28 protein-coding genes are annotated in these 24117 nt (G+C 62.6%); 21 read left to right on the forward strand and 7 right to left on the reverse strand.

The genetic code is table 11. The annotated features are described in order from the left end of the window. Positions 1-68: 68 nt before the first annotated feature. On the reverse strand, positions 69-1973 hold the full coding sequence (gene dnaG / locus ACNHKD_RS16635; RefSeq protein WP_442754596.1) for a DNA primase: 1905 nt from the start codon (positions 1971-1973) through the stop codon (positions 69-71). 178 nt (positions 1974-2151) lie between these two features. Continuing rightward, complete coding sequence (gene nikR, locus ACNHKD_RS16640) at positions 2152-2601, reverse strand: nickel-responsive transcriptional regulator NikR (RefSeq protein ID WP_442754597.1); 450 nt, start codon at positions 2599-2601, stop codon at positions 2152-2154. A gap of 567 nt (positions 2602-3168) precedes the next feature. Between nikR and ACNHKD_RS16645 the strand changes: the two genes are divergently transcribed. Together ACNHKD_RS16645 and ACNHKD_RS16650 are read left to right on the forward strand one after the other, a co-directional pair. After that, entirely contained in the window at positions 3169-4284 is a 1116-nt protein-coding gene (locus ACNHKD_RS16645) for a HupE/UreJ family protein (RefSeq protein ID WP_442754598.1), read from the forward strand. An 84-nt stretch (positions 4285-4368) separates the two neighbouring features. Continuing rightward, positions 4369-4596, forward strand: coding sequence for a hypothetical protein (locus tag ACNHKD_RS16650; protein WP_442754599.1), 228 nt, complete (start codon positions 4369-4371; stop codon positions 4594-4596). Positions 4597-4628: 32 nt separating this feature from the next. Here the strand turns inward: ACNHKD_RS16650 and phaC are convergent, their stop codons facing one another. Then, on the reverse strand, positions 4629-6680 hold the full coding sequence (gene phaC / locus ACNHKD_RS16655) for a class I poly(R)-hydroxyalkanoic acid synthase (RefSeq protein WP_442754600.1): 2052 nt from the start codon (positions 6678-6680) through the stop codon (positions 4629-4631). Positions 6681-6961: 281 nt separating this feature from the next. Between phaC and ACNHKD_RS16660 the strand changes: the two genes are divergently transcribed. The 15 genes from ACNHKD_RS16660 to ACNHKD_RS16730 all read left to right on the forward strand — a co-directional run bounded on the left by ACNHKD_RS16660 (position 6962) and on the right by ACNHKD_RS16730 (position 18158). Continuing rightward, positions 6962-7315, forward strand: coding sequence for a hypothetical protein (locus ACNHKD_RS16660; protein WP_442754601.1), 354 nt, complete (start codon positions 6962-6964; stop codon positions 7313-7315). Positions 7316-7426: 111 nt separating this feature from the next. Beyond that, positions 7427-7765 carry a hypothetical protein gene (locus ACNHKD_RS16665; protein ID WP_442754602.1) on the forward strand — a complete coding sequence of 113 codons (339 nt, stop codon included), beginning with the start codon at positions 7427-7429 and terminating at the stop codon, positions 7763-7765. A gap of 570 nt (positions 7766-8335) precedes the next feature. Beyond that, positions 8336-9571: a flagellar hook protein FlgE gene (locus ACNHKD_RS16670; RefSeq protein ID WP_442754603.1), complete on the forward strand. Its 1236-nt coding sequence runs from the start codon at positions 8336-8338 to the stop codon at positions 9569-9571. Between the two features lie 12 nt (positions 9572-9583). Next, positions 9584-11056 (forward strand): flagellar hook-associated protein FlgK, encoded by a 1473-nt coding sequence (flgK, locus tag ACNHKD_RS16675; RefSeq protein ID WP_442754604.1) that lies wholly within the window; start codon positions 9584-9586, stop codon positions 11054-11056. A gap of 8 nt (positions 11057-11064) precedes the next feature. After that, a complete protein-coding gene (locus ACNHKD_RS16680; RefSeq protein ID WP_442754605.1) occupies positions 11065-12111 on the forward strand; it encodes a flagellar hook-associated family protein in 1047 nt (348 codons plus the stop codon). Positions 12112-12128: 17 nt separating this feature from the next. Continuing rightward, entirely contained in the window at positions 12129-12476 is a 348-nt protein-coding gene (gene flaF / locus ACNHKD_RS16685; RefSeq protein ID WP_442754606.1) for a flagellar biosynthesis regulator FlaF, read from the forward strand. 1 nt (position 12477) lies between these two features. Next, positions 12478-12885, forward strand: a complete 408-nt coding sequence (gene flbT, locus ACNHKD_RS16690) for a flagellar biosynthesis repressor FlbT (RefSeq protein WP_442754607.1) — start codon at positions 12478-12480, stop codon at positions 12883-12885. 12 nt (positions 12886-12897) lie between these two features. Continuing rightward, positions 12898-13305 carry a flagellar hook assembly protein FlgD gene (gene flgD / locus ACNHKD_RS16695; protein WP_442754608.1) on the forward strand — a complete coding sequence of 136 codons (408 nt, stop codon included), beginning with the start codon at positions 12898-12900 and terminating at the stop codon, positions 13303-13305. A 2-nt stretch (positions 13306-13307) separates the two neighbouring features. After that, entirely contained in the window at positions 13308-13574 is a 267-nt protein-coding gene (locus ACNHKD_RS16700; protein WP_442754609.1) for a flagellar biosynthetic protein FliQ, read from the forward strand. Between the two features lie 35 nt (positions 13575-13609). Beyond that, on the forward strand, positions 13610-15700 hold the full coding sequence (flhA, locus tag ACNHKD_RS16705; RefSeq protein ID WP_442754610.1) for a flagellar biosynthesis protein FlhA: 2091 nt from the start codon (positions 13610-13612) through the stop codon (positions 15698-15700). A 62-nt stretch (positions 15701-15762) separates the two neighbouring features. After that, positions 15763-16449, forward strand: coding sequence for a flagellar biosynthetic protein FliR (locus ACNHKD_RS16710; RefSeq protein ID WP_442754611.1), 687 nt, complete (start codon positions 15763-15765; stop codon positions 16447-16449). Positions 16450-16519: 70 nt separating this feature from the next. Further along, positions 16520-16834 (forward strand): hypothetical protein, encoded by a 315-nt coding sequence (locus tag ACNHKD_RS16715; RefSeq protein ID WP_442754612.1) that lies wholly within the window; start codon positions 16520-16522, stop codon positions 16832-16834. A gap of 33 nt (positions 16835-16867) precedes the next feature. After that, the gene (locus ACNHKD_RS16720) at positions 16868-17302 is read left to right on the forward strand and encodes a rod-binding protein (protein ID WP_442754613.1); all 435 of its coding nucleotides are present in this window, start codon (positions 16868-16870) and stop codon (positions 17300-17302) included. A gap of 12 nt (positions 17303-17314) precedes the next feature. Further along, a complete protein-coding gene (locus ACNHKD_RS16725; RefSeq protein ID WP_442754614.1) occupies positions 17315-17710 on the forward strand; it encodes a hypothetical protein in 396 nt (131 codons plus the stop codon). Position 17711: 1 nt separating this feature from the next. Beyond that, positions 17712-18158: a flagellar basal body-associated protein FliL gene (locus ACNHKD_RS16730; RefSeq protein ID WP_442754615.1), complete on the forward strand. Its 447-nt coding sequence runs from the start codon at positions 17712-17714 to the stop codon at positions 18156-18158. 30 nt (positions 18159-18188) lie between these two features. Here ACNHKD_RS16730 and ACNHKD_RS16735 read toward each other — a convergent pair whose 3' ends face one another. Next, positions 18189-18458, reverse strand: a complete 270-nt coding sequence (locus ACNHKD_RS16735; RefSeq protein WP_442754616.1) for a hypothetical protein — start codon at positions 18456-18458, stop codon at positions 18189-18191. 157 nt (positions 18459-18615) lie between these two features. Here ACNHKD_RS16735 and ACNHKD_RS16740 point away from each other — a divergent pair, with 157 nt between their 5' ends. After that, positions 18616-19047, forward strand: coding sequence for a hypothetical protein (locus tag ACNHKD_RS16740; RefSeq protein ID WP_442754617.1), 432 nt, complete (start codon positions 18616-18618; stop codon positions 19045-19047). On the opposite strand, the gene ACNHKD_RS16745 is transcribed toward ACNHKD_RS16740, so the two are convergent. The 3 genes from ACNHKD_RS16745 to ald all read right to left on the reverse strand — a co-directional run bounded on the left by ACNHKD_RS16745 (position 19031) and on the right by ald (position 21480). Further along, positions 19031-19429 carry a hypothetical protein gene (locus tag ACNHKD_RS16745; protein WP_442754618.1) on the reverse strand — a complete coding sequence of 133 codons (399 nt, stop codon included), beginning with the start codon at positions 19427-19429 and terminating at the stop codon, positions 19031-19033. The two genes, ACNHKD_RS16740 and ACNHKD_RS16745, sit on opposite strands and share 17 nt — an antisense overlap. A gap of 56 nt (positions 19430-19485) precedes the next feature. Next, positions 19486-20199, reverse strand: a complete 714-nt coding sequence (locus ACNHKD_RS16750; protein ID WP_442754619.1) for a response regulator transcription factor — start codon at positions 20197-20199, stop codon at positions 19486-19488. A 165-nt stretch (positions 20200-20364) separates the two neighbouring features. Then, positions 20365-21480 carry an alanine dehydrogenase gene (ald, locus tag ACNHKD_RS16755; protein WP_442754620.1) on the reverse strand — a complete coding sequence of 372 codons (1116 nt, stop codon included), beginning with the start codon at positions 21478-21480 and terminating at the stop codon, positions 20365-20367. 114 nt (positions 21481-21594) lie between these two features. Here ald and ACNHKD_RS16760 point away from each other — a divergent pair, with 114 nt between their 5' ends. From ACNHKD_RS16760 to ACNHKD_RS16770, 3 genes are all read left to right on the forward strand, one after another. Beyond that, positions 21595-21996 (forward strand): DUF3775 domain-containing protein, encoded by a 402-nt coding sequence (locus ACNHKD_RS16760; protein WP_442754621.1) that lies wholly within the window; start codon positions 21595-21597, stop codon positions 21994-21996. An 85-nt stretch (positions 21997-22081) separates the two neighbouring features. Next, positions 22082-22426: a small metal-binding protein SmbP gene (gene smbP, locus ACNHKD_RS16765; RefSeq protein ID WP_442754622.1), complete on the forward strand. Its 345-nt coding sequence runs from the start codon at positions 22082-22084 to the stop codon at positions 22424-22426. 214 nt (positions 22427-22640) lie between these two features. Further along, complete coding sequence (locus ACNHKD_RS16770) at positions 22641-24059, forward strand: amino acid permease (RefSeq protein WP_442754623.1); 1419 nt, start codon at positions 22641-22643, stop codon at positions 24057-24059. Positions 24060-24117 lie beyond the last annotated feature (58 nt).

Genomic DNA, 24117 nt, shown 5'->3' on the forward strand with positions numbered 1-24117 from the left:
CCCAACATTCTCCGCGGGGTCTTAACGCCCCGCTAACCACACTCAAATTGCGCGGTAAGGCCAGAAAGTCAAAGCGGCCGCGTCAACCGCCCGGAGGAGGCCCCGAAGCCCTCCACGGCGGCCTCTGCGCCATCTAGCGCGGTCAGCTGCGCTTGAATATCCCTCAATCGCGCTAAATCTTGCTCGCTGGAGCTTTCAGCCAGCCGGGCTTCGACCGCGCGGAGTTCTTTATTTAACGCCCATGAGCGGCGATGCAAGACTAAAGCCTGACGCAGGCTCTCGGCCGCGTCGGACGGAGCGGCCTCCGGGCGCACGCTCCAGAGCGCGGCGTGAGCTACCATGCCCTCAAGACGCGAGGCGACGCCGCCGAGCCCCGCTTCCTCCAGGGCGCGTTGAAGCTCGGCCCGCTCGCCGCCGCCCGCCTCGGTCCAGCGGACCAGCGTGTCCCGCAGCGCGGCGGCCTCGCTCGAGCCGAAATCGAGCCCGGCCACTTCCTCCACCTCGGCGGCCAGCACCTCGGGATGGTTCATAAGGATCAACAAAATCAGGGCGTCTCGCGGCGCGATCGGCGGTCTTACGCCACGAAAGAGCGGCGAATTGGCGAGCGCCGGGCTGATCCGCACCGGCCCCGCCTCGGGCGCGCCGGGTCGGAAAGCGACGCGGCGGGCGCCAAAGTCGCGGCCGCGGCCGGGGGCGGGCGGCCGGCGGCCGAAGAGCCGCGCCAGCCGGTCGCTCAGCTCCTGGACGTAATAGCGCCGTAGCGTCTCGTCGCCGATTTGTGCGGCGATTTCGCGCAGCCGGCGTTCGAGCCCCGCCCGTCGCTCCGGCGTGTCGAGAACAGCGCTCTGCGTCTCCCGCATCCAGAGCAGATCGACGAGCGGCAGCGTTCGCTCCAGCGCCTGCGCGAGGGCGCCGGGGCCGCCGGCGCGCAGCAGTTCGTCGGGATCTTGGCCGTCCGGCAACAGGACGAAGCGCAAGGTCTTTCCTGGCCCAATGAGCGGCAGGGCCGTATCGACGGCCCGATAGGCGGCCTTGAGGCCAGCCTTGTCGCCGTCGAAACAGAGAATCGGCTCCTCAGTTAGGCGCCATAGCAAGCCGCATTGATCGGGCGTCAGGGCCGTGCCGAGCGGCGCGACGGCGTGGGGCAAACCCGCGGCCGTGAGCGCGATGACGTCCATATAGCCCTCGACCGCGATGATGGTTCCGGCGTCATGGGCGGCCTTCCGGGCGTTGTGGAGATTGTAAAGCGTCGCGCCCTTATGGAAGAGCGGCGTCTCGGGCGAATTCAGATATTTCGCCTGTGCGTCCGCCTCCATGGCGCGCCCGCCGAACGCGACGACGCGGCCGGCGCGGTCACAGATCGGAAATATCACGCGATTGCGGAAACGATCGAAGGGGACGGGGATGTCCTCGCCATGGATGAGGAGCCCGGCCTCGATCATCGTCTCGACCGTCGCGCCCCTGGCCGCAAGATGGTCGCGCAACGCGTGGCGCTCGGCAGGCGCGTAGCCGAGGCGGAATTTTTCGCGGGAGAGCGCGGAGACCTGCCGGCGGTCGAGATAGCCCCGCGCCTCGCGGCCGGCGGGGCTCGCGAGTTGCTTCTGGAAAAATTCGGCCGCCCATTCCAGCGCCTCGCCGAGCGTCGCGCGGCGCTGGTCCTCCTCGCGCTGCTCGCGCGTCTCAACCGGCATGGGCAACCCGGCCAGCGCGGCGAGCCGCTCGACGGCTTCGGGGAAGCTCAGCCCTTCCGTCTCCATGAGAAAGGCGAAGCCGTCGCCATGTTTCCCAGAGGAGAAGTCATGGAAGAAGCCCTTCTGATCGTTGACGAAGAAGGAAGGGGTCTTCTCGGCGTTGAAGGGCGAAAGGCCGCGCCATTCGCGGCCTTCTTTCTTGAGCTTCACCTTCTGGCGCACGACCTCGGAGACTGGGACGCGCGCCCGGATTTCGTCGAGGAAGGAAGGAGAAAAGCGCATAGCGCGGTTCTAGCAAGCGCCCCCGTAGAGTCGAGTCGAAAGGCGCGGCGCGCTCTGGTCGGTCGACGAGAAAACCTCGGGAGATTTCCGGCGTCATGCGACGACGCTTTCCGAAAATGTCCTATGCGTGAGCGGCGCTGTCAGTTCGCCCCTGCCTAAATTGAAGCCGTAGGATGCGTTAACCTTGCGGAAGCGCGTGGCGGCGCCCGTGCGTTTTTTCCGCTTCCTCCGTCTCCGCCGGGACGACGACGAGCTGACCGTAGCGCACCCCGCGCTCGCCGATGAGATGGCCCGCGAAATGCTCCACCTCGGATTTCTGCCCCTTCAGCAGGGACACTTCCAGGCACGTTGCTTCGTCCAGATGCACATGCAGCGTCGCGATCGACATGTCCGCATGGCTGTGATGGTCATGAACCAGTTTCTTGGAAAGCTGCCGCGTCTCGTGATCGTAGACATAGACCAGCGCAGCGATGCAATTGCGCGCGCCGTCGGTCTTCGGCTCCTTTAGAAGCCCCGCCCGCACGAGATCGCGCACGGCCTCGGAGCGGTTCTGGTGGCCGCCCGCCTCCATGTAGCGGTCAAGCGCACCCATTAATTCATCGTCGATCGTCACCGTCACGCGTTGCAAGGCAATTGCTCCGGCTCTCTCAGTAACGGAGCAACTAGCAGCGGTCGGGCTTTTTTACAACGCCGGAGCCGGCAGCCGCGTCCCGAACACGGCGATGATCGCCGAACGGGCATGGACGAGGCGCGGACTGCGTTCGCGCTTATGAAAAGCTTATCGACGACCGTAGCAGCGGCGGCGCCAGGCCGATCGGACCGGCTTCGACGCCAAGATGAAACTTGCAAGCGCCGATGGCGCGCTGCGGCGCGCCAATGAACGCGAATGGTTCGCGACCGCCCTGTAAAACGATCGTGGCCGGTCATGATGCGCCCGCCAGAAAATATCTACTTGCGCCACAGCCAGGTTGGAAAAGCTCAACGCTGCGACGTGACACGCTGAGGGAGCCAATTTCGCAAACATGGACGTTCGCCCAAGGGAAAGCCTTGCGCGCGTTCGTATGATGTTTTTAATTATACATCATACTTATTGCAAAGGCGAGCTTACGCCAGAAATTCGCGGCTGCTTGATCTTGTCCGCCCTCCCCGCCTTTGGCATGGTGCGCGCCAACCAAAACAAAAGGAAACGCCAAAGATGACCGGGTTCTGGAGGAGACTGGCCGCCTTACTGTCCTTGAGCGCGGGGCTCGCCCTCGCAGCGCCCGCTCTGGCGCATACGCCTGATATCTCGACCGGCAAGATCGCTCCGCAAGCGAATCGCCTTTATATGGTCGACGTCGGCTTCCTCGCGACCGACCTCGAGCGCATGTTCCAGGAGACGATGGACGAGCGCGCGGGCGTCGACCTCTCTCCGCCCGGCGTGCTGGAGGAGGAAATCGGCAAATTCGTCGCCAAGCGCGTCGCGATGCGCGACGAGACCGGCCGCGCCTGCCTGGCCAAGGTCGAGAAAGCGGGCGAAGACCCCACCAATCAGGACAGCGCGCTCGTCGCGGTGCGCTTCGATTGCTCGGGGACGAGCGGCAAGGTCTTCTACGACGCGACGAAGCTCCTCGCCGCGCAGGGCTCGAAGGGCAAGCATCTCGTCACGCTGCTCGGCGAGAACGCCGGCGAGACGATGCTCTATCCGCAGAACCCGCCGCTCGACCTCTCCCAGCCCATGGAGACCACCGCCCAGCTCATGAAGAAATTCTTCGAGGCGGGCGTCGAGCACATCGTCACGGGCTATGATCACCTCTGCTTCCTCTTCGCGCTGATCCTCTGGGCGACGCGCATCTGGCCGGTGGTGAAGATCGTCACCGCCTTCACCATCTCGCACTCGATCACGCTGTCGCTCGCGGCGCTGAATATTTTCACTCTGCCGTCCGCGCTCACCGAATTCCTGATCGCCGCGTCGATCGTCTTCGTCGCCGTGGAGAACTATTTCTCGCGCGACGTGGACAATCGCTGGCGCAACACCTTTCTCTTCGGCTTCATCCACGGCTTCGGCTTCGCTTCGGCGCTGACTGAAATGGGCGTGCCCCAGGGCGGCGTCGTTCCGGCGCTCGCCGCCTTCAATATCGGAGTGGAAGCCGGCCAGATCGCGATCGTCGTGGCGGTGATGCCGATCCTGTTCTTCGTCGACGGGCAGACCGGCGGCAAGCGCAGCGAGAAGCTCGTCTACGCCGTCTCGGCGATCATCGCCCTGGCGGGCGCCTATTGGATGGTCGACCGGCTGCCAAGCCTCGCGCAAATGTTCAAGGGTGGAAAATAACGCCGCAAAGGCGGGTGGGAGCGGAGCGGCCCTTGCCGTTCCCCTTCCCTCCGCTATTTGCCGCCGCTTATCGGAGCGACGGCCATGAACGCGCTAAAGACGGACGATTTCCGTGTCGAGCAAAAAGACGGTCAGTGGGTCGTGACCTTCACGCCGACAGGCGCGCGTTTCTTCTTCGGCGCCGACGGCATGGAGACTCGGGCGAGCGAGTCCGACGTGCCGCCGGAAGACCTGCCAATGGATTACGATCCGCTGGAGATCGAGCGAATGGCCGCGCGGCTCGCCTATCTCGCGCGCGGCCACGCAATGTAGTTCCCCCGTCATACAGAGCGTCGCACTCGAGCTCAGCCCCTCACCCGCACATATTCGCCGGGCGCGTCGCATAGCGGCTTGAGCTTTCCGCCGCCAGGCTCACGCGCCGGAACCTTCTTCGGCGCCTGAGCCGTGACCCATTGCAGCCAATGCGGCCACCACGAGCCCTCATGCTCCTCGGCCTTGGCCACCCACTCCTCAAAGGTCCCCGTCAACGGGCCGCCGGTCAGGTAGTCATATTTGCCCTTCGCCGGCGGATTGATGATGCCGGCGATATGGCCGGAGCCGCCGAGCACATAGGTCACCTCGCCGCCGAAAAACTTGTCGCCGCGGAAAACGGAGCGCGCCGGCGCGATGTGGTCCTCCTTGGTTGCAACCGAATAGATCGGAACCCGCACGAGACGCAGATTGATCGGCACGCCGCTCATCACCATCTCGCCGCGCGTGATGCGGTTCTCGATGTAGCAACTGCGCATGTAGAAAGAGTGGTTGGCCCGCGGAATGCGCGTCGAATCCGAATTCCAATAGAGCAGATCGAAGGCCGCCGGCTCAACGCCTTTCATGTAATTATTGACGACGTAGTTCCAGATCAGCTCGTTGGGACGCAGCATGTTGAAAGCGTTCGCCATCTTCACGCCTTCGAGATAGCCGGTCTTGGCCATCGCCTCGTCGAGCGCCGCCATCCGCTCATCGTCGATGAGGATTTGCAGATCGCCCGCTTCGCTGAAATCCACCTGCGTGGCGAAGAAGGTGACGCTCTCGATCCGGTCGTCGCCCTTCGCGGCCATATAGGCGAGGGTGAGCGCGAGCAGCGTGCCGCCGACGCAATAGCCCGCCGCCGTGACCTTGCGCTCGCCCGTCGCCTTCTCGATCACGTCGAGAGCCGTCAGAATGCCCTCGTGCATATAGGCCTCAAACCCCTTCTCGGCCTTGCTCTCGTCCGGATTGACCCAGGAGATGATGAAAACCGTGAAGCCCTGCTCCACGGCCCAGCGCACGAAGCTCTTTTCCTTGTTGAGGTCGAGCACGTAGAATTTGTTAATCCAGGGCGGCGTGAGCAGCAGCGGCCGCGCATACACCTCCGCGGTCGTCGGCGAATATTGAATCAGCTCCATCACGTCGTTGCGCCAGACGACCTTGCCGGGCGTGTTGGCGAGATCGACGCCGAGCCGGAACTTGGTGTCGTCCGTCTGTCGAATCTTCAGCACGCCGCCGCCGGCGCTGAGATCCTCAGCGAACATTTTCATGCCGCGTATGAGGTTTTCGCCCTTGTTCTCGATCGTTGCGCGCAGCAATTCGGGATTGGTCGCGATGAAGTTCGAGGGCGACACGGCGCTGGAGATGAGCCGCGTGTAGAACAGCGCCTTGGCGCGCGTTTGCGGGTCAAGCCCTTCGGCCTTGTCGACCATGTCGCCGGCCCAGCGCGCGGCATAGAGATAGGATTGGCGCAGCCAGTCGAAGAAGGGGCTTTGCTCCCATTCGGGCGAGGCGAAGCGCTTGTCGCTTGGATCCGGCGCGACGACGGGCGGAACGTTCTCGCCCGTGTAGCGCCGCAACGTCTGGCGCCAGATTTCGCTCAGCCCGCCATAAAGCTCGGCTTGCGCCACGGCCGCCCGCTCCGGTTTCGCGAGCCAGTATTCGGCGACCGTGCCGAGCGTTTTGGTGGCGTCTGCGACATTGGCGGCGAGTTCGCTACGCGCGCCCCCGGCCTCGACGCTGCCGATCGCGGCGGCGAGCGCCTTCCGGCTTTGATCGACGAGCTGCGCCATGTTCTCGGCGAACGCCTCGACGTCAACGCCCACCAGAGGCGAGGAGACCGGCGGAATCGCAACTGCAGGCTGAGACGCCGGCTTGTCGACGGCCCGCGGCGCTCCAGCCTGCGTCTTGACGGCGGCGACCGGCTCGGGCTCGCGGGCTTCGACGGTGGGAATCCCGACCGGCTCCTTCGCCTTGCCCTTCTTGCCGACCTTCCTTTCGGACTTGCCTTTTTTCCCTGATTTTTCCTTGCGCTCCGAAACCGCCTCAATCCCCGGCGGCGCCTTGCGCCGTTTGACCGCAGGCTCCCGGTCGCGACCTATCGTCATGCTCTATTCCGTTTCTTTCTCAAACCGGCCGAGGGCGTTTCAGCCATCCGCGCAGTATGACCGTACAAAACCGGCGCGTCCCGGTCTATCGACCTTTGCCCCGGAAAAGCGCGCCCGCTCGGCGCGAACGAAGGTTGACACCGATATATTACAATCGAATAGGGACGGGAAAGCGCCGTCCGACGGCCAATATGTCGCGGCCTCGCAGGACGGAAGGCCTCGCGCCAGCGTCTCCGCTCAAAAGGAATGGCCGGCGCGCCGCCGGCGGAGCGGAGAAGGGCATGTTGCGGCGAGAGAAAGCGGCCTTGGCGATCTGGGTCATCTTTGGTCTTTCCGCCTGCGCGAGGCGCCATGGCGAGATCGCGCCCCTGCCCGCGCCGTCCCAAGCCTTCGCCGCCGCCGACTGCCGCCAGCTTTCGCTGATGCGCGCGAAGACCGAACGGTCGCTTATCCTTTCGGAGATCGTGCAGGACTTCCGCCACGCTGAAGACCGCACGCGCATATTCGGCGCTCCGACCCCGGTCGCGACGATCTTCGAGGAAAACCGCGAAGCGGAGGTCGCGCGGCTGAAAGGCGAAGCGCTGGCGCTCGCCGCGCAGCTCGAACGCGCTGGGTGCGTAGCCCACGAGCATTGATCCGGGCTTTCTTCGAGCTTGCCGGTCGCCGCCCGAGGCCGCCCTTTCGAAATATATTCTTTAGGCGCGTTGGGCAGGCTCCGCGCAAAGACAGCGTAACGGAGAGGGTTCATGAGCGTAGGGGGCGACCGGGCGTTGAGGGTGATGTCGATTGAAGAATGCCAAAAGCTCGAAACGCCCCTGCGTCAGGATCTCGAAGTGCTGGATTATGAAATACGCAGCCTCGTGGCGCGTATCCGCAAAGAGGCGGGCGACGCGGGCGCCGACGACGCCACCTTCGTCAAAGCCTCCTCCACCGTGCTTCTTTCGGTCGCGGCAAGCCTGCTGGCGCGCGCCGCGCATGACAAGCAAGCCGCCTTCGACGCAGGCGATTTCGCCGCGAGCGCCCGCAACGCCGCGAGATGGGCTGAGGAGCGACGATTGCGGTATTTCGTCGGCGGAGAGGCGTGAATCAAATTGCGTAATATCTGCTTTTCATGCGTCGCGCGACATCCGCTTTCCCTGGCGTCGAAACTCGCGACAAACGACAGCCGATCTCGAAGCCGCGCCGCCAAACAATTTGCGCGGCGTAGATTTTGCCGCTGTCTTCTTCGAAGAACTGAAAGAGAGTCGGTAGAGCCACGGCGCGCGCAAGCCGCAGGCGAACCCCGTCATCCGCCCGATCCGCGATCATGCAGTCGCACAGAAAGCGGTCCGCGCGGTCAAGCGCTTTCCCCCATCTGAGACGCGCGGAACGTCGGCGTTCGGCGCGCCGCTCGACGCTTGCATCCGCAAGGCGCTCATAAGTTGGCGCGCCCCTTCGACCGGCGCGCCAACGGGCGAGCGCCGGCGTCTCTCCTTTCAAGCGCAACGCCTCCAAGACTGAATCGTCGTCCGCCACGCGCGCCTCCCCCAATCGTCGCAACGCAGTCTGTTAGGCGACGAAGCGCTCGGCGCGCAACCGGCGCTCTTCCCCGGCGCCAGCTTCGGGCAAGGACGCGACGCTCTAATCGCGTCGGATCACTCTATCCGGGTCGGGTCATGAGCAGCACGTTTGGATTGTTCAACACTTCCATCATGGGCATGTCCGCGCAGGCCGACGCGCTCGCCAATATCTCCGAGAACATCGCCAATTCGAGCACGGTCGGCTACAAGCGCGCAACCACCCACTTCCTTACGGTGCTTAACGGATTTCAAGGCGCCGACCAGTTCGGCGGCGGCGTTTATACGCGCAGCCGCTACGATGTCGCCAATCAGGGCGCGTTGATGCATACCGGCAATTCCACGGATCTGGCGATCCGCGGCAACGGCTTCTTCGTCGTATCGGACAGCTCCGGCGCCACTTTCCTCACGCGCGCGGGCTCCTTCACGCCAGACTCGCAGGGGCGCCTCGTCAACGCCGCCGGCTATTATCTGATGGGCTTTCCGAGCGGCGCGCAGACGGAAGCGCTTACGAATATGGAGGTCGTACGCATTCGCAACGACCGCCTCTACGCCGCGCCGACGACGGAAGGCGTGCTTTCCGCCAATCTTCCATCCGACGCGCCGACCGTCGACGCCGCGGATCTCCCCTCGACCAACGCCGCGGCCGCCAAATACAGCGCCAAGTCGTCGATCACGGTCTATGACAATCTCGGCAAGCCCGTCGTTCTCGATGTCTATTACGCAAAGACGGGTCCGAACGCCTGGGAAATGACGCTCTATGACTCCGCCGGCGCGACCAATGGCGGTTTCCCTTATGCGTCCGGCCCCCTCGCGACTCAGACGCTCACATTCGATCCGGCGAACGGCTCGATTCTCAGCGGCGCAGCGTTGAACATCACGCCTCCCGGCGGCTCGCCGATCAATATCGACATGAGCAACACGACGCAGCTCGGCGCGCCTTTCGTCGTCAAAAACGTCACCGTCAACGGCAATGCGGCGACTGCGATCCGCGAAGTCCAGATCTCCGCAAACGGGACGCTCAGCTATCTCCTCGACAATGGCCAGCTGAGCTCTGCCTATCGCATCGGCGTCGCGGACGTGGCGGCCCCGACGGCGCTCTCGAACTATACGGGCAATGTCTACGCCGCGAATGGCGACTCCGGACCAATCTTCGTCGGAACGGCCGGCGCCGGCGGACGCGGAGAAATCGCTTCCGCAACGCTCGAAGCCTCCACGGTCGATCTCGCCACCGAGCTTTCGACGATGATCGTCGCCCAGCGCTCCTATACCGCGAACACGCAATCCTTTCAGGTCGCTTCGGAAATTCTGCAGGTTCTCAATAATCTCAAATAAGCGAGCAGCTTCATGTCTCTCACTACGGCTGGCGCGGTCGCGGCCAAATCGCTCAGCGTGATCTCCAACGAGATCAGCGTCACATCCCGCAATATCAGCTCCGCCGGCGCAGCCGGGGTCAGCGTCAAATATGCGCGAGTCGGGACAGGCGACAACGGCGTCGAGTTTCTCGGCGTCGGGCGCGCCGCAAACGCCGCGCTCTTCCGCAATCTCCTATCGTCCACCGCCTCGCAATCCACGGAGACGTCCGTCTCGGATTTCCTCGCCCGGATCGACCAGTCTCTCAACCTCGACGACCCGGCCAACAGCCGTTCGGCCGCGACGACGATCGCGAAACTTACGAGCGCGCTTCAGAGCTACAGCGCCTCGCCGGCAAATCAGACGGCGGCGCAAGTGGCGCTCAATGCGGCGCAGGAGGTCGTCGACTCTCTGCGAGACGCGACGACCGCCCTGCAGGACGAAAGACGGCAGGCGGATATCGGCGTCGGCGCCGCCGTCGGAGAAATCAATGATCTCCTCGCCCAATTCGCGGAACTCAATAAAACGGTCGTCGCCGGCTCGACGGCGGGCGCCGACGTCACCGACGCGCTGGATCGACGTGACGGCGTTCTCCTGCAGCTCTCGAAGACGATCGGCCTGACGACGATCGCGCGGGCGAACAACGACATGGTGCTCTATACGGACAGCGGCGTGACCCTGTTCGAAACGACGCCGCGCCTGGTGACGTTCAAGGAAACGCCCAACCTTTCGCCAAGCGTTTCAGGCGCCGCGGTTTATGTCGACGGCGTTCAAATCACGGGCGCGGGCGCGCCGCTGCCCCTGCGTTCCGGCTCCATTCAGGCCCTCACCCGGATACGCGACGAGATCGCGCCGCAGTTCCAGCGGCAACTCGACGAGATTGCGCGCGGCCTCGTCGTGAGCTTCGCGGAAAAGGATCAAACCGGCGCCGGCGGTCCGCCGCTGCCCGGTCTTTTCACCTACGCCGACGCCACCCAAGCGCCGGGCGTCGCCCTTATCGACGGCCTCGCGGGGCAGATCGAGGTCAACGCCAATGTCGACCCCGCGCGCGGAGGGAGCCTCATGCGCCTGCGAGACGGCGGCGCCTCCGGCGACCCCGCCTATGTCTACAACGCGTCCGGCGCGTCGGGATATGCGACCCGGCTTCTGGAACTCGCCAATGCAGGGTCGGCGCCGCAATCTTTCGACGCCCAGGCCGGACTCGCGGGCGCAGGCTCCGTGAACGCGTTCGCAGCCGCATCAAACGGCTGGCTCGGCGCCCAGCGAAAGACGGCGGAAGGCGCCAAGGTCTATATCGACGCCGTCGTTTCCCAAACCACGCAGGCGCTCTCCAACGCGACGGGAGTCAATCTCGACGACCAGATGTCGCAGATGCTGGCGCTGGAAAACTCGTATCAGGCGTCCGCGAAACTCCTCGAAACCGTCAACTCGATGTTCGACGCCCTCTTTTCCGCCGTACGCGCGTGAGTGCCTCCATGTTCTACACCACCTCGACCTTTATGATGACGGCGTCGTTGCGCAGCGTGATCGCCAATCTGCAAAGCGATCTGGCGCGCAGCCAGAAGGAAATGACGACCGGCGTTCACGCCGATCTGGGCGCAACGCTCGGCGTGCGCGCGAGTCGAAGCTTCTCGCTTGCGGGCGCCAAAGAGACGATCGACGCTTTGCGCGACGCCAACAAACTCGTCAACGCGCGCCTGGATGCGTCTCAATCCGCGCTCGACAGCCTTCTCTCCGACGCACGCAATATGCGGGCGACGCTCCTCGCCGCGCAGAACGACGGCGGCGAGAAGGAAGCCATTATCGGTCAGGCGCGCCAGGGGCTTGCGACTTTGATCGCGAAGCTGAATAGCGGCGACGGCGACGGCTTTCTGTTCGGTGGGATCAGAACCGACCAACCCCCAGTCGCCGATTATTTCGCTAGCCCGCCCTCGGCTAACAAACTCGCTCTGGACGCCGCCTTCTCATCGGCCTTCGGGTTCGGGCAGACCGACCCCGCCCTCTCCGCCGTCACGCCGGCGCAGCTCGAAAGCTTCCTTTCCGGCGGCTTCCAGGACCTCTTCTCGGACGCAGGCTGGCGCACGACGTGGTCCGACGCATCGGACCAGCCGCTTCGAAGCCAGATCGGCCCTTCCCGCATCATTGACAGCTCGGTCACCGCCAATGAGCCAGCCCTGCAAAAGCTTGCCGCGGCATATGCGATGATGGGTGATCTCGGCGCGGATAATATGAGCCGCCAAACCTATGCCGTTTTACTGACGACCGCGATGAAAACCGTAGATGAGGCGATGGTTCTCCTGACAAAGACCCAAGCGCGGGTCGGCGTGATGCAAAGCGACGTTCGGAACGCCAGCGAAGCGATGGCGGTTCAATCGAGCGCAATCCTGCTCCAACTCCAGGATCTGGAAGGCGTGGACCAGACCGCGGCCGCGGCGCGGGTCAATGGCCTCATGACCCAGATCGAAACCGCCTACACGCTCACTTCGCGCATCAGCCAGCTGAGCCTGGCGAAATACCTCTAAGATCGAGACAAAGCGCGATGTATCAGCAACGCTATGCCGAAATCGCCGACGACTCGCCCAAAAGCGCGCGGGAAAGGGAAAAAGCGGCGCTGCAGACGGCGAACGCCAAGCTCGCCGCCGCAAAAGCTCACGGGGCCCTGAGCCCGCAAGCTTTCGAGGCGACGGATTTTGTGAGGCGGCTGTGGACGATCTTCATTGCGGATCTGAGCAGTGATGAAAACGGACTGCCGCCCGATCTGCGCGCCTCGCTGATTTCCATCGGTCTTTGGATACGCCGCGAGGCCGACCTCATCGACCAGGGCAAGTCCAGCAATTTCGACGGCGTCATCGACATCAACCAACTCATCGCCGACGGGCTGGCCTGACATGAACATATCGCTCCGTCGGGGTGAACGCATCTTCATCAATGGCGCCGTTCTGCGCGTCGATCGCAAGGTCTGCATCGAGCTTCTCAACGACGTGACCTTTCTCCTCGAAAATCACGTCATGCAGGCCGAGCAGGCGTCCACGCCGCTAAAGCGGCTTTATTTCGTTATCCAGACCATGATCATCTCCCCCAATGATTGCGATAACGCCGTTGAACTCTGCCGCGACATGCTCGTCTCGCTGAACGGCGCCACTCGCGACCCTCGCATTGTCGTCGGCCTCGCGGCGGCCGTTCGGCATATTGAAGACAAAAGACCGTTTGAGGCGCTCAAATCGGTCCGAGCGCTTTTTCCCGTCGAGGCGGAACTCGTCCTCGCAGAGAAAACCAATCAGCGGGACGTCGCGTGAAAGGAAAATAAAATGACGATTTCGGCGGTTCAAACCCTTTTCTCTTCGTCTGCGTCGAATGCGTCCGGGACGGCGGATGCTTCCAAAGCGACCGGCGACTTCGACGCGTTCCTTCAGCTTCTGGTCACCCAGATCAAGAATCAGGACCCAACGAAGCCGCTGGATCCAACGCAGACCGTCACGCAGCTTGCGACCTTCGCTTCCGTGGAGCAGGCGGTAAAGACCAACGCGCTCCTCGGACAGATGGCCGATTCATCCACTCTATCCCAAGCCTCCAGCCTGATCGGGCGCACCGCCTCCTCGCCGGACGGCTCGGTAAACGGCGTCATAACGTCCGTCACGATGACGGACTTCGGATTGGTCGCAAATCTGGAAAACGGAGGCAGCCTCGTCGTCGGCCCCGGCGTCTCGATCAGCTAGCGATGAATGAAGCAGACGCGTTGGAGATCGTCCATCGAACGGTGGCGACCGTGCTCGTCGTGTCCGGACCGCTGGTCGGCGCCGCGATGATCGTCGGCGTCGCTGTCGCTCTCCTTCAGGCGCTGACGCAGGTGCAGGAGACGACGCTGACCTTTGTGCCGAAAATTATCGCGATGGTTGTCGTCTTGGGTCTCTCCGCACCCTTCATCGGTTCGAAGATCAACAATCTTGCGCAATTCGTCTATGCGCGCATCGAAAAAGGCTACTGAGCGGCCAAGCATGGCCTGCATGAGGTACCCCGGCTATGAGCGACGCCGCCAATGTCACGGCGACTGCGCAGGGTGAAGGGAGTTCGCGGGACATCGGCTTCGCCATGTCCATCGTCTTCATCCTTTGCGTATTCTTTCTCCCGATCCCGCCTTTTCTGCTTGACGCCGGGCTGGCTTTCTCCATCGGCCTGTCGGTCCTCATTCTCATGGTTGCGCTCTGGATCCAGAAGCCGCTCGACTTCTCTTCTTTTCCCACAGTGCTTCTCGTCGCAACGATCCTGCGTCTCTCCCTGAACATTGCGACGACGCGTCTGATCCTTTCCAACGGCTCGGAAGGGCCCGCCGCCGCCGGCTACATTATCAGCGGCTTTTCCCGGCTTGTGATGAGCGGCGACTTCGTCATCGGGCTCACAGTCTTCGCGATCATCGTCACCGTCAATTTCCTGGTCATCACCAAAGGCGCGACGCGCATCGCCGAGGTCGGCGCACGCTTCACGCTGGACGCCATCCCAGGCAAGCAGATGGCGATCGATGCGGATCTTTCCGCGGGATTGATCGATGAACGTCAGGCGCAGATCCGCCGGCGCGAACTCGAGGAGGAAAGCGCCTTCTTCGGCTCCATGGACGGCGCTTCGAAATTTGTCCGCGGCGATGCGATCGCCGGTCTCATCATTCTGGCCGTCAACATCTTCGGAGGCGTCATCATCGGCGTCACCCGCCATGGCATGAGCCTGGCGTCCGCGGCGGACGTCTATACGAAGCTTTCTGTCGGAGACGGCCTCGTTTCCCAGATCCCCGCGCTGATCGTCTCTCTTTCCGCCGGCCTTCTCGTCTCGAAGGGTGGCACGCGAGGCTCGGCCGAGCAGAACATCCTTCGGCAGCTCGGCATGTATCCGCGCGCGCTCTTCGTCGCTGCGCTGCTGATGTTCGTTCTGGCGCTCATTCCAGGCCTGCCGCTCGCGCCCTTCGGCGCCCTTGGCGGCGTCATGGCCTTCGTCGCTTATCTTATCCCGAAACAGGCGGAGAAGGCTCGCCTGCTGGAAGATACGGCGCGGCGCGCCATCGAACTGCAAGCGCGGCGGGAAACGAAAGATTCCCCGCATGATCTGCTTCGCGTCCCGCCGGTCGAGCTCCTGCTCGGCAAGCAGCTATGGGCGGGTCTATTGCCTTCCCAGGCGGAACTTGGACGCCGCGTAGTCAAAATGCGCCGCAACTTCGCGCGCGATTATGGCTTCGTCTTTCCCGAGATCAAACTTTCCGACGATATCGACATTCTTCCAAAGCATTATCACATTCGCATTCAGGGCGCGCTCGTTTCGGCGGGCGAGTTGCGCCTCGGCCATCATCTCGTCGTTATCGGGCAGGGGCGCGCGCCCGTTCTTCCAGGCGACGCAACGACGGACCCCGCGTTTGGCGTCCCGGCGATGTGGATCGCCGACGCCATGGTAGAAGAGGCGAAGCGCCAAGGCTTTTCGCCAATCGACCCGGTTTCGGTTTTGCTGACGCACATATCCGAGACCCTTCGAAATCATCTCGCGCATCTTCTCACCTACAAAGACTTGCGCAATCTGCTCGATCGTCTTGAACCTGAATATAAGCGGCTCCTCGACGATATGACGCCAAGTCTCATCACCCACTCGACCCTGCAAGGCGTGCTCAAACTTCTCCTCGCGGAACGCGTTTCCATCCGCAATCTCGAGCTCGTCCTAGAAGCCGTCGCCGAGGTCGCGCCTTTCGTCAGACGCGCGGAGCCGATCGTCGAGCATGTCCGGACGCGACTCGCTTCACAAATCTGTAGCGACCTCTCGGTTTGCGGCGCGCTCGGCATTCTGAGACTGGGACCGCGATGGGACCTGTTTTTCCATGAACATCTCAAGCGCGACGCGAAGGGAGAGGTTCTCGGCTTCGACGCCGATCCCGCGCTTGTCGAAAAGTTTTCGGCAGAGGCGGGCGCGGCGATCCGTGACCGCATGGAGCGAGGCGAGACGTTCATCCTTCTGACGACGCCCGAAGCGCGGCCATATGTTCGATTGCTGCTCAGCCGCCCTTTCCCGTCGCAGGCCGTGTTGTCCCATCTCGAAATTGCAGGCGGCGTTCAGATCAAGCCGCTTGGGTTGATTTCGTGACGTTCGCGGATAATCCAGCGCTTCCCTGCTTCGTGCTGTTCTGCCGTATTGGGGGATGTCTGATGACGGCGCCAGGCTTTTCCAGCGACCGGATTCCCATCCGCGCGCGCCTTTACCTCGCGCTTGCCGTTTCCCTGGCGCTGACGCCGCCGATGATGGAACAAATCCGTGGCGTCATCGACCCTACCCGGCCAGCCGACTTCGTCGCGATTCTCTTTTCCGAAACTGCGATGGGAGTCGTTCTCGGCCTTTTGTCGCGCTTCTATTTTCTCGCGCTCGAAACGCTTATGACGAGCGTCGCGATGATTTTCGGCCTTGGAAACATCTTCGGGATCGCGCTCGCGGAGTCGGAAGCATCGCCTCTTCTCTCTTCGTTTGTGGTCACGTGCGCGGTCACGCTGCTGTTTGTCGGCGACTTGCATATGGAGCTCATAAGAGGCTTGTATTTCTCTTATGAAACAACGCCGATCCGGGAAGGGCGCGACGCTATCGCGCTTCTCCGGGAGATCATGAAGGTGCTTCGCGAATCTCATCTCGCCGCACTGCGCATATGCAGCCCATTCCTCTTGTTTGGACTGATCGTCAACGTCGCGCTCGGGCTACTCGCACGCATCGCTCCGAATGTGCAAATCTATTTTCTTTCCGGACCGTTGACGATCTTTCTGGGCATCTACGCCTTCTCCATTGTCTTGCCCGATTTTTTCTCGGCCTTCACCTCGCAATTCGCCGCATGGCTCCTTCGGGGGTGATATGAAGCATCGTCGCCATCGTCTCGCACGAGCGTCGCATATTACGCAAACGCTCTGGCGCCTTCAGCAAATGCGGCTTGCGCAAAAGAACGCAGAACTTGCTGAACTGCAGGCGGCGACGGCAGACGCATTCGAGACGATCGGCCTGATTGAACCAGTTGTTGCGATTCAGCGCATCGAGATCCTTTCTCGCCGACGCCGCGAGGCCGAACATGCAATAGACGCCCTCCGCCGCGCCGCGATGGAAAATGGCGCACGCGCCAAACTTGCGGACAAGTCCCTTCGAGAAGCGGATGCAACGCTGCGCGTCGAGGAAGCGGCCGCCGAAGCGCGACGCCTTTCCGGCCTTTCCGGCATTGACGTCAGCGCGCCGAAAGGCGGCTAGACTATGCATGATGCAGAGGCAAAGGGAGCGGCCATGTCGTTCTTTCCCACCACTGACATCGTCTCCGACGTTGCGCGCGCCGCGGATCCAGGGCGGGTCAGAAGCGCCATGCGACGCTTGGAGAAGGCGGCCACGGCGCATAACGCGCCGCCCCCAGGCCTCGAATCTGCGCCGCGTCTCGCTTGGAGCGAATCCAGCCACGCTTCTCTTACGAGCGACGCCATCCGGCGAACCGAAGTCGGGCCGGAGTCGCCGGGGAAAAAATTCGAGGCGTTCCTTCTTCAAACGTGGTTGGAAATGCTTCTGCCGAAGGAGGAGAGCGGCGTCTTCGGGATTGGCGCCTCCGGGAGCTTCTGGCGCTCGCTCATGGCGGAGCAACTCGGCGCACAACTTGCCGGCGCGGGCGGCATCGGCGTGCAGAAGCTCATCGAGCAAGACTATCCCTCGAAGCCAGACTCCCGGACGTAGTTCCGAGCGCCCATGTTGGACAAAGCTCCCGAGACAGGCGCCTTCGCGGCCCCGACCGACGCCAGGCCGGCTCAAGCGCTCATACATTCGATCGAGAGGCTCGAGGCGATCGTTCGAGCCGAAACAAACTTGCTCAGACAAGGCGGCGATCTCGATTTCCAAACTCTGAATGCGCGCAAGACTCATGCCTTGGTGGAATTCATCCAGGCGTCCAAGGCGGTCGATGCAAGTCGGGACGATGACCTAGCCGAAAGCGTCCAACGCCTACGCGAGCTTCTCGTTGCAAACGCCGAAATTCTCGATCGGCTTCTGCAAGCCACCCAAGAGATCGCGATGCTGACGATCGCCAGCATCCGTCGGGACGAATCGGATGGAACCTATTCGCCCCGCCGACCGGGAGGCCGCTAGAATGGGAAAAACGCTGCTCGTCGGCCTTTGGGCCTGCGCCGTGACCCTCGCCGCGACCTTCGGCGGCGCATATTGGCGCCTGACGCCGGAACATGGAGCCGCCAGCCAGCGCGAAGAAAAGACGCAGGCGCGCTCGATCAAACCGATCACCGTTCCGGTGATCGTCGGCGGCGTCTTGAAAGGCTATGTCTCCGCGGAATTTAATATTGTCAGCGTCTCGGATGGCCACGGCGGCGGCCTGGATCCGGAAAGCTTTGTCATGGATGAGGCGTTCCGTTTGATTTACGCAGATCCGCAGACGGATTTCTCTCATCTCCGCAAGGCGGATCTTGCGGCGCTTACGACTCGGCTCACCGCCAATGTCAACCATCGGTTGGGCAAGAAGGTCATCAAGGAAACACTGGTGAAGAACTTCACCTTCGTCTCAAGGGAAGACCTGCCGCGCTAAGCGCGCGGCCGCGGCCGCGCGCGCTCGCCGTTACGCGACGCGATGCACTGGTAAATAGGCCGCGTTTTTGACAATGGCGGGACCGGATTCCCCGCGCAAATGGCTTTCGATCGCCTGCGCGATCTTCTTGTTGGAGTCCTCGCCTGCGGAAACTTCCAGCGGCTCGATCGGCGTCTCGTAGATGGCGGAGAGCTCCGCGATAAACCGCTCCATGGACTTCAGGGCGCGATACTGCGGGATTTGCGTGAGCTCCTCCGCCATCTGGCGCCGGAGTTGATCGAGTTGCGACATCGGATGCATGGAGGCCTCTTGCTTTGCTGCAATGCTTCAAACCTAAATATTGAAGCTTTCACGGAACTTGCGTCGATTAACAATCGTTTACTTCTCCCAACGCCTCCTTCAAGTTTCGCGCCAAGGTCGGCGCATAGTTGTCCCAAGATAGATTTGGAGATGAAATATGCGCCTGAGTCTGCTTCAATCGTCCGACATCGTCCTGTATGGCGTGGGGGTTGCGCTCGCGGCGGGAAGCCTCGCATTCGCGGCGCGCGAACTCTCGCAATCCCAAAACCAGCCGGAAATCGCTGGCCTCGAGCATTTCGCCATCTACGCCAAGCCGACGAACCGGGCTCCGCAGCCGCGCCGTCAGGAGAACGGCATTGATTACATGCCTGTCGGCGCCACACATCGCCATGCGGAGAGCGCCATGCTCGACACCTACGAAATTCTCGAGGCGTCGCGCGATACGGCGCTCGTCAGGCTTCCAGAAGGACGCATTCAGCGTGTTTCGACGGGCTCGCGCATCGCCGGACTTGGGTTGGTCACTTCTATTCGCCAGTCCGCGCAAAAATGGTTAGTTGTCACGCAGGCCGGCGTTATTCGGGATAAGTAGCTTTGCAATAGACGAGAGCCGTATCGATTGCGTCATTGCATTGCGCGAGCGTTACTTCGGACGCAAGGGCGCCATTGGCGTGGCGATCGGGATGCAGGCGCCAGGCGATGTGTCGGCGTAGGGCATGCAGCGCAACCCGGGAGCCGCGCGCGGCCATGAGTTTTTTGGAAAATTCAACTGCGGAGAGAGGGGCGGAATGCGAAGGGGTCCATGGCGCCTCCAAACAAAACTGTTGGTAGGCGCTCAGAGCTTTTGCGGTTGAATTGCCGGCGTCCGACAACGCCGTCGAAAGGGTGGAAATGCGACGAGGGGCCGGAAGAATTCTCTCCTCGGCGATCGTGCGATTTTCGATTCCATGCAAAACATCAAGAAACTCAGACAAAACGCGCCTCGCTGTTCAGCGAGGCGATAGCTTGCATTTAAAAAGCTAAGAACCAATTATCCCGCGGCGCGCAAGCCGCCGCTCTGTCCCTCCGAAAGCGGCTGGGTCACCAGCAGGTAGCCCAGGAAACGCTGCGAGTCGATTGGATCGTAGCCCAGACGCGCGCGTAGCTTCTTGCGCAGCTTGCTGATGTGGCTTTCAATGACGTTCTCCTCAACGTCGTCGTCAAAAAGGCCATAGACCGCGTTGAAGATTTGCGCTTTCGTCAGCCGACGTCCGCGATTGACTAGGAGATATTCGAGAATGCGGCGCTCGCGTCGCGGCAGCGAGAGCGTCTCTCCATTTACGATCGGATCGGCGCCGTTGAAGAAAACCTGAATGCCGCCGACAGTGGCGCAGTCCGGTCGCGACTCGGCCCGTCTCCGGATGGCGTGCACGCGCGCAAGGATCTCGCGCACGTGCACGGGCTTGCGAACCACGTCGTCGACGCCGGCGCTGAAAAGGCCAAGCGTCTGCTCGAGCGAGGGGCCGTCATTCATGGCGATGACCGGCGCCGGCGATCTTCTTCGAATGATGCGCGGGAATTCCTCCCGCTCTGGACACTCGCCGATGAGAAAGGCCTCGACCGCCTGCACGTCTCCCTCGCCGGCGCTCGCCACCCAATCCCTGAACTGACCGGGACGAAATCCCGTCGAAGCAATGCCCTCCTGACCAAATCGACAGGCGTATCCGTTCGTTACGAGATCACGCTCGTCGACGATGATGAACATGCTCAAGGCTCCTTGCTCGGAAATCAGGCGGCCGTTCGAATCGGCGGATGAGCTCAGTTAAATTCCGTGCAACCTCGCGGTCAACAGAATACTAATAGTAAACAACGATCTTAAGGCAGCTCGTTTCTTTCCAAACGTAGTTGAATGTCAACTTTTAGCAATTTTTTAACCGAGAAGAACATCGCTCATTGGCGTCAGAGGCAGTTCATGCGCCGACGCGACGGGCGCCGAGACGACGCGGCCGCCGGTGATTTCAAGGCCCGCGCGCAGATGCGCGTCGTCGCGGAGCGCCCTTGGCCAGCCCTTGTTCGCGAGCGCGAGCGTGAAGGGCGCCGTCGCATTGTTGAGGGCGAAGGTCGATGTGCGCGGCACGACGCCGGGCATGTTCGTGACGCAGTAATGAACGACGCCATCGACGATATAGATCGGGTCGACGTGGCTGGTGGGACGCGACGTTTCGCAGCATCCGCCTTGGTCGATGGCGACATCGACGATCACCGATCCACGTTTCATGGTTTTCAGCATGTCGCGCGTAATGAGGACCGGCGCGCGAGCGCCAGGAGTAAGCGCCGCGCAAATGACGAGATCCGCACGCTTGACGGACTCGGCGATGGCCGCGCGCGTCGAATAGATCGTGCGCGCTGCAAAGCCCAGTCTTGTTTCGGCGCGACGCAGGGCGTCCACGCTTCGATCGGCGAGCAGCACATTGGCGCCCATGCCAAGGGCGATGGTCGCGGCATGGAGGCCGACGCTTCCGGCGCCGAGAATGAGCACATCAGCCGGCGGCACGCCGGGGGCGCCCGCGAGCAACACGCCGCGCCCACCGGTCGGCTTTTCGAGAAAGCGCGCGCCCATCTGCGGCGCAAGGCGTCCGGCAATCTCCGACATGGGCGCAAGAAGCGGCAATCCGCCGCCCGGCGCCGTCACCGTTTCATAGGCGATGCAATGCGCGCCGCTTCGCATCAGGCCTTCGGTCAGCGCGCGGTCCGCGGCGAGATGCAGATAGGCGAAGAGAAGCTGGCCAGGCCGAAGCAGCGCGATTTCGGAAGGCTGCGGCTCCTTGACCTTCACAATGAGATCGGCGCGCGCAAAGATTTCCGATTTGTCGACGAGCGAGCCGCCGGCGGCGACATATTCCTCGTCGCTCAGCCCCGCGCCGTCTCCCGCGCCCGACTCAATCAGAGCTTCATGCCCGGCATGTACGAGTTCGGCGACGGAGGAAGGCGTCAAGCCGACGCGATATTCGTTGTTCTTGATCTCCTTCGGCGCGCCGACACGCATATGCTGCTCCAGATTCGACTGCAGAGGGGCGAAAAGCCCGTGCAGGGAATATATGAAAACCGCGAGGCTCCACGGCAAGGGCCGCGGCCAAGCTGCAAGGCGAAGGGAAGACTCATGCCGACCATCAACACCGACAAGGTCTGCTACGTCGTCGTGAAGGCGCGTGAACTGGAGAGCGAGGACGAAGGACTCGACGCCGACGCCTCCAATCCGACAGACGACAAATTTATCAGCGTTCTCACGGAAGACGCCTACAATACCGTGTGCGACGAGATCGCCGCCTTCATCGGCGCCATGGACGACGACGAGCAAGCGGAGCTTGTCGCGCTGACCTGGGTCGGGCGAGGCGAATATGGCGCAGAGGACTGGGACGAAGCCGTTCGTCAGGCGCGAGCGCGACACGAAGGCTCCACCTCGACCTATCTTCTCGGCATACCCTTGCTCGCGTCCTACCTCGAAAGCGGCCTGGGAGAATTTGGGGAGAGCTGCGCGCTCTTCGCCGCGGATCGGCAGTGAAGGGCCGAGGCTGTGCCGAGGCCTATGGAAAACGCCGATCGACGGCACCATATGTGCGATGCGGATATAATTTGAGGAGCTCACGATGAACCGCAGAGTTTTCGCTGTCGCGCTTTCCCTCGCCGTCGGTTTGGCCTTCACGCCCAAGCTGGCCCTTGCCGAAAGTCACCATCTTGCTGAAGCTGTTAAGCATACCAAAGAGGCGATCGATCATGGCAAGATGGGCCATGCCGACGTGCTCGTGACTCACGCGGAAGCCGCGCTGAAGCACGCCAAGCAAGCGGAAGCCGAACAGGCCAACGAGCATACCAAAGAGGGCATTACCCACCTCGAAGCCGCCATCGACACAGGCAAGAAAAAAGACGCGCCGGGCGCGACGAAACACGCCGAAGAAGCGCTGACGCATCTCGAAGCGGCGGAAAAGAAATAAGCCGGCCCGAAGGGAGCGCAGGCGACTGACGAGTAGCGACGCCCCTCGTGCTTCGAGACGCTTGCTGCGCAGGCTCCTCGGCATAAAGGGCTTCTTCCTTCAGCGCCCAACACTTGGGCCTCATCCTGGGAGCGGCCTTGCGGCCGCTCTTTTACCATAATGACAGCGCCGACGCGATCGCTTATGTGAAGCCCAAGCATTGGGAGGGCGAGGCATGAGCTTCCGCGAACTGACGCGCGCCAAGTCCATCGAGCTTTTGCGCCGGGAGGAAGACGGCAAAGGCTTCAACCGCGTTCTCGACGTCTGGCAGCTCACCAGCATCGGGCTCGGCGGAATTATCGGCGTCGGCATTTTCGTGCTGACAGGCGTGGTCGCGGCGACACAGGCGGGACCCGCCGTCGCTCTTTCCTTTGTGATCGCTGGGGTCGCGAGCGGCGCCGCGGCGCTTTCCTACGCCGAGTTCGCCGGACTCATTCCGGTTGCCGGCAGCGCCTATACATATGCCTATGCGGTGCTTGGCGAACTTGTCGCCTGGATCATCGGCTGGGATCTGTTGCTCGAATACGCGCTGGTCGTCGCCGTCGTCTCCATCGGCTGGTCAGGCTATTTCCAGGCGGTCCTTGGACAACTCGGCATGCCGCTGCCCGATTGGGCGTCGGGCGCCGCGGGGACCGGGCCTGGCCATGTCGTCGACCTCCTGGCGGCCCTCGGCGCGATCGGCGTCGCAGGCCTCCTCACGCTGCGCATCGAATGGGGCGCGCGCTTCAATACAATCATGGTGATCCTCAAGGTCGCCGCCGTGCTCTTCGTAATCGCCATCGGCGCGCCTCATGTTCGCGTCGAGAATTGGTCTCCCTTCATGCCCTTCGGCTTTTCGGGCGTCGCGGAGGGAGCGGCGGTCGTGTTCTTCGCCGTATTCGGCTACGACACGCTCACAACGGCGGCCGAGGAGGCGCGCCATCCCCAGCGCGACCTGCCCCGCGCGGTGCTGCTCTCGCTCGTCATATCGCTCGCGCTTTATGTGGCGATGGCGCTCGTGCTGACCGGCATCGCTCCCTATCGCACGCTCGGCAATCCCGCCCCCGTCGTCACCGCCTTCGAGACGATCGGCCTGCCCTGGGTCGCCTTCATCGTGTCGGTCGCGGCCGTGGCGGGCATTACAAGCGTCATGCTCGCCTTTCTCCTTGGCTGCGCGCGCATCTGGTTCGCCATGAGCCGCGACGGGCTTTTGCCCGGCTGGTTTGCGGTTCTGCATCCGCGCTTTCGCACGCCGCATCGCCCGACCCTCATCGCCGGCGCGCTGACGGCGACCGTCGCGGCGGTTTATCCGATCAAGGAGGTCGCCGAACTCGTGAACATCGGCGCCCTATCGGCCTTCGTCGTGATCTGCGTGGCGATCATCGTGTTGCGGAAAACGCGGCCCGACGCGCCAAGAACTTTCCGCACGCCTTTCGTTCCTTTCACGCCGCTTGTCGGCATAGGCTTCTCGCTGTGGCTGCTGTCACGGCTTCCGCCCATCGCCTGGGAGCGGTTTCTCATCTGGATGGCGGTCGGGCTCGCGATCTATTTTCTGTATGGTCGCCGCCATAGCAGGCTTGCTTTACCGCCGTCCTCCGCGCCTCCGTCAAAATAACCTGTACGCGGCGTCATTGCGATCCGAAGGCGAAGCCGTCCGCGCGGCTATTGCGGCG

Source organism: Methylocystis sp. JAN1, from assembly GCF_052186135.1.
Taxonomy (GTDB): domain Bacteria; phylum Pseudomonadota; class Alphaproteobacteria; order Rhizobiales; family Beijerinckiaceae; genus Methylocystis.

What these genes read in the sequence shown, in the direction of transcription:
- dnaG (WP_442754596.1), bottom strand. Translation starts at nt 1,973, where the DNA reads ATGCGCTTTTCTCCTTCCTTCCTCGACGAAATCCGGGCGCGCGTCCCA.
- ACNHKD_RS16645 (WP_442754598.1), top strand. Translation starts at nt 3,169, where the DNA reads ATGACCGGGTTCTGGAGGAGACTGGCCGCCTTACTGTCCTTGAGCGCG.
- ACNHKD_RS16650 (WP_442754599.1), top strand. Translation starts at nt 4,369, where the DNA reads ATGAACGCGCTAAAGACGGACGATTTCCGTGTCGAGCAAAAAGACGGT.
- phaC (WP_442754600.1), bottom strand. Translation starts at nt 6,680, where the DNA reads ATGACGATAGGTCGCGACCGGGAGCCTGCGGTCAAACGGCGCAAGGCG.
- ACNHKD_RS16660 (WP_442754601.1), top strand. Translation starts at nt 6,962, where the DNA reads ATGTTGCGGCGAGAGAAAGCGGCCTTGGCGATCTGGGTCATCTTTGGT.
- ACNHKD_RS16665 (WP_442754602.1), top strand. Translation starts at nt 7,427, where the DNA reads ATGAGCGTAGGGGGCGACCGGGCGTTGAGGGTGATGTCGATTGAAGAA.
- ACNHKD_RS16670 (WP_442754603.1), top strand. Translation starts at nt 8,336, where the DNA reads ATGAGCAGCACGTTTGGATTGTTCAACACTTCCATCATGGGCATGTCC.
- flgK (WP_442754604.1), top strand. Translation starts at nt 9,584, where the DNA reads ATGTCTCTCACTACGGCTGGCGCGGTCGCGGCCAAATCGCTCAGCGTG.
- ACNHKD_RS16680 (WP_442754605.1), top strand. Translation starts at nt 11,065, where the DNA reads ATGTTCTACACCACCTCGACCTTTATGATGACGGCGTCGTTGCGCAGC.
- flaF (WP_442754606.1), top strand. Translation starts at nt 12,129, where the DNA reads ATGTATCAGCAACGCTATGCCGAAATCGCCGACGACTCGCCCAAAAGC.
- flbT (WP_442754607.1), top strand. Translation starts at nt 12,478, where the DNA reads ATGAACATATCGCTCCGTCGGGGTGAACGCATCTTCATCAATGGCGCC.
- flgD (WP_442754608.1), top strand. Translation starts at nt 12,898, where the DNA reads ATGACGATTTCGGCGGTTCAAACCCTTTTCTCTTCGTCTGCGTCGAAT.
- ACNHKD_RS16700 (WP_442754609.1), top strand. Translation starts at nt 13,308, where the DNA reads ATGAATGAAGCAGACGCGTTGGAGATCGTCCATCGAACGGTGGCGACC.
- flhA (WP_442754610.1), top strand. Translation starts at nt 13,610, where the DNA reads ATGAGCGACGCCGCCAATGTCACGGCGACTGCGCAGGGTGAAGGGAGT.
- ACNHKD_RS16710 (WP_442754611.1), top strand. Translation starts at nt 15,763, where the DNA reads ATGACGGCGCCAGGCTTTTCCAGCGACCGGATTCCCATCCGCGCGCGC.
- ACNHKD_RS16715 (WP_442754612.1), top strand. Translation starts at nt 16,520, where the DNA reads ATGCGGCTTGCGCAAAAGAACGCAGAACTTGCTGAACTGCAGGCGGCG.
- ACNHKD_RS16720 (WP_442754613.1), top strand. Translation starts at nt 16,868, where the DNA reads ATGTCGTTCTTTCCCACCACTGACATCGTCTCCGACGTTGCGCGCGCC.
- ACNHKD_RS16725 (WP_442754614.1), top strand. Translation starts at nt 17,315, where the DNA reads ATGTTGGACAAAGCTCCCGAGACAGGCGCCTTCGCGGCCCCGACCGAC.
- ACNHKD_RS16730 (WP_442754615.1), top strand. Translation starts at nt 17,712, where the DNA reads ATGGGAAAAACGCTGCTCGTCGGCCTTTGGGCCTGCGCCGTGACCCTC.
- ACNHKD_RS16735 (WP_442754616.1), bottom strand. Translation starts at nt 18,458, where the DNA reads ATGCATCCGATGTCGCAACTCGATCAACTCCGGCGCCAGATGGCGGAG.
- ACNHKD_RS16740 (WP_442754617.1), top strand. Translation starts at nt 18,616, where the DNA reads ATGCGCCTGAGTCTGCTTCAATCGTCCGACATCGTCCTGTATGGCGTG.
- ACNHKD_RS16750 (WP_442754619.1), bottom strand. Translation starts at nt 20,199, where the DNA reads ATGTTCATCATCGTCGACGAGCGTGATCTCGTAACGAACGGATACGCC.
- ald (WP_442754620.1), bottom strand. Translation starts at nt 21,480, where the DNA reads ATGCGTGTCGGCGCGCCGAAGGAGATCAAGAACAACGAATATCGCGTC.
- ACNHKD_RS16760 (WP_442754621.1), top strand. Translation starts at nt 21,595, where the DNA reads ATGCCGACCATCAACACCGACAAGGTCTGCTACGTCGTCGTGAAGGCG.
- smbP (WP_442754622.1), top strand. Translation starts at nt 22,082, where the DNA reads ATGAACCGCAGAGTTTTCGCTGTCGCGCTTTCCCTCGCCGTCGGTTTG.
- ACNHKD_RS16770 (WP_442754623.1), top strand. Translation starts at nt 22,641, where the DNA reads ATGAGCTTCCGCGAACTGACGCGCGCCAAGTCCATCGAGCTTTTGCGC.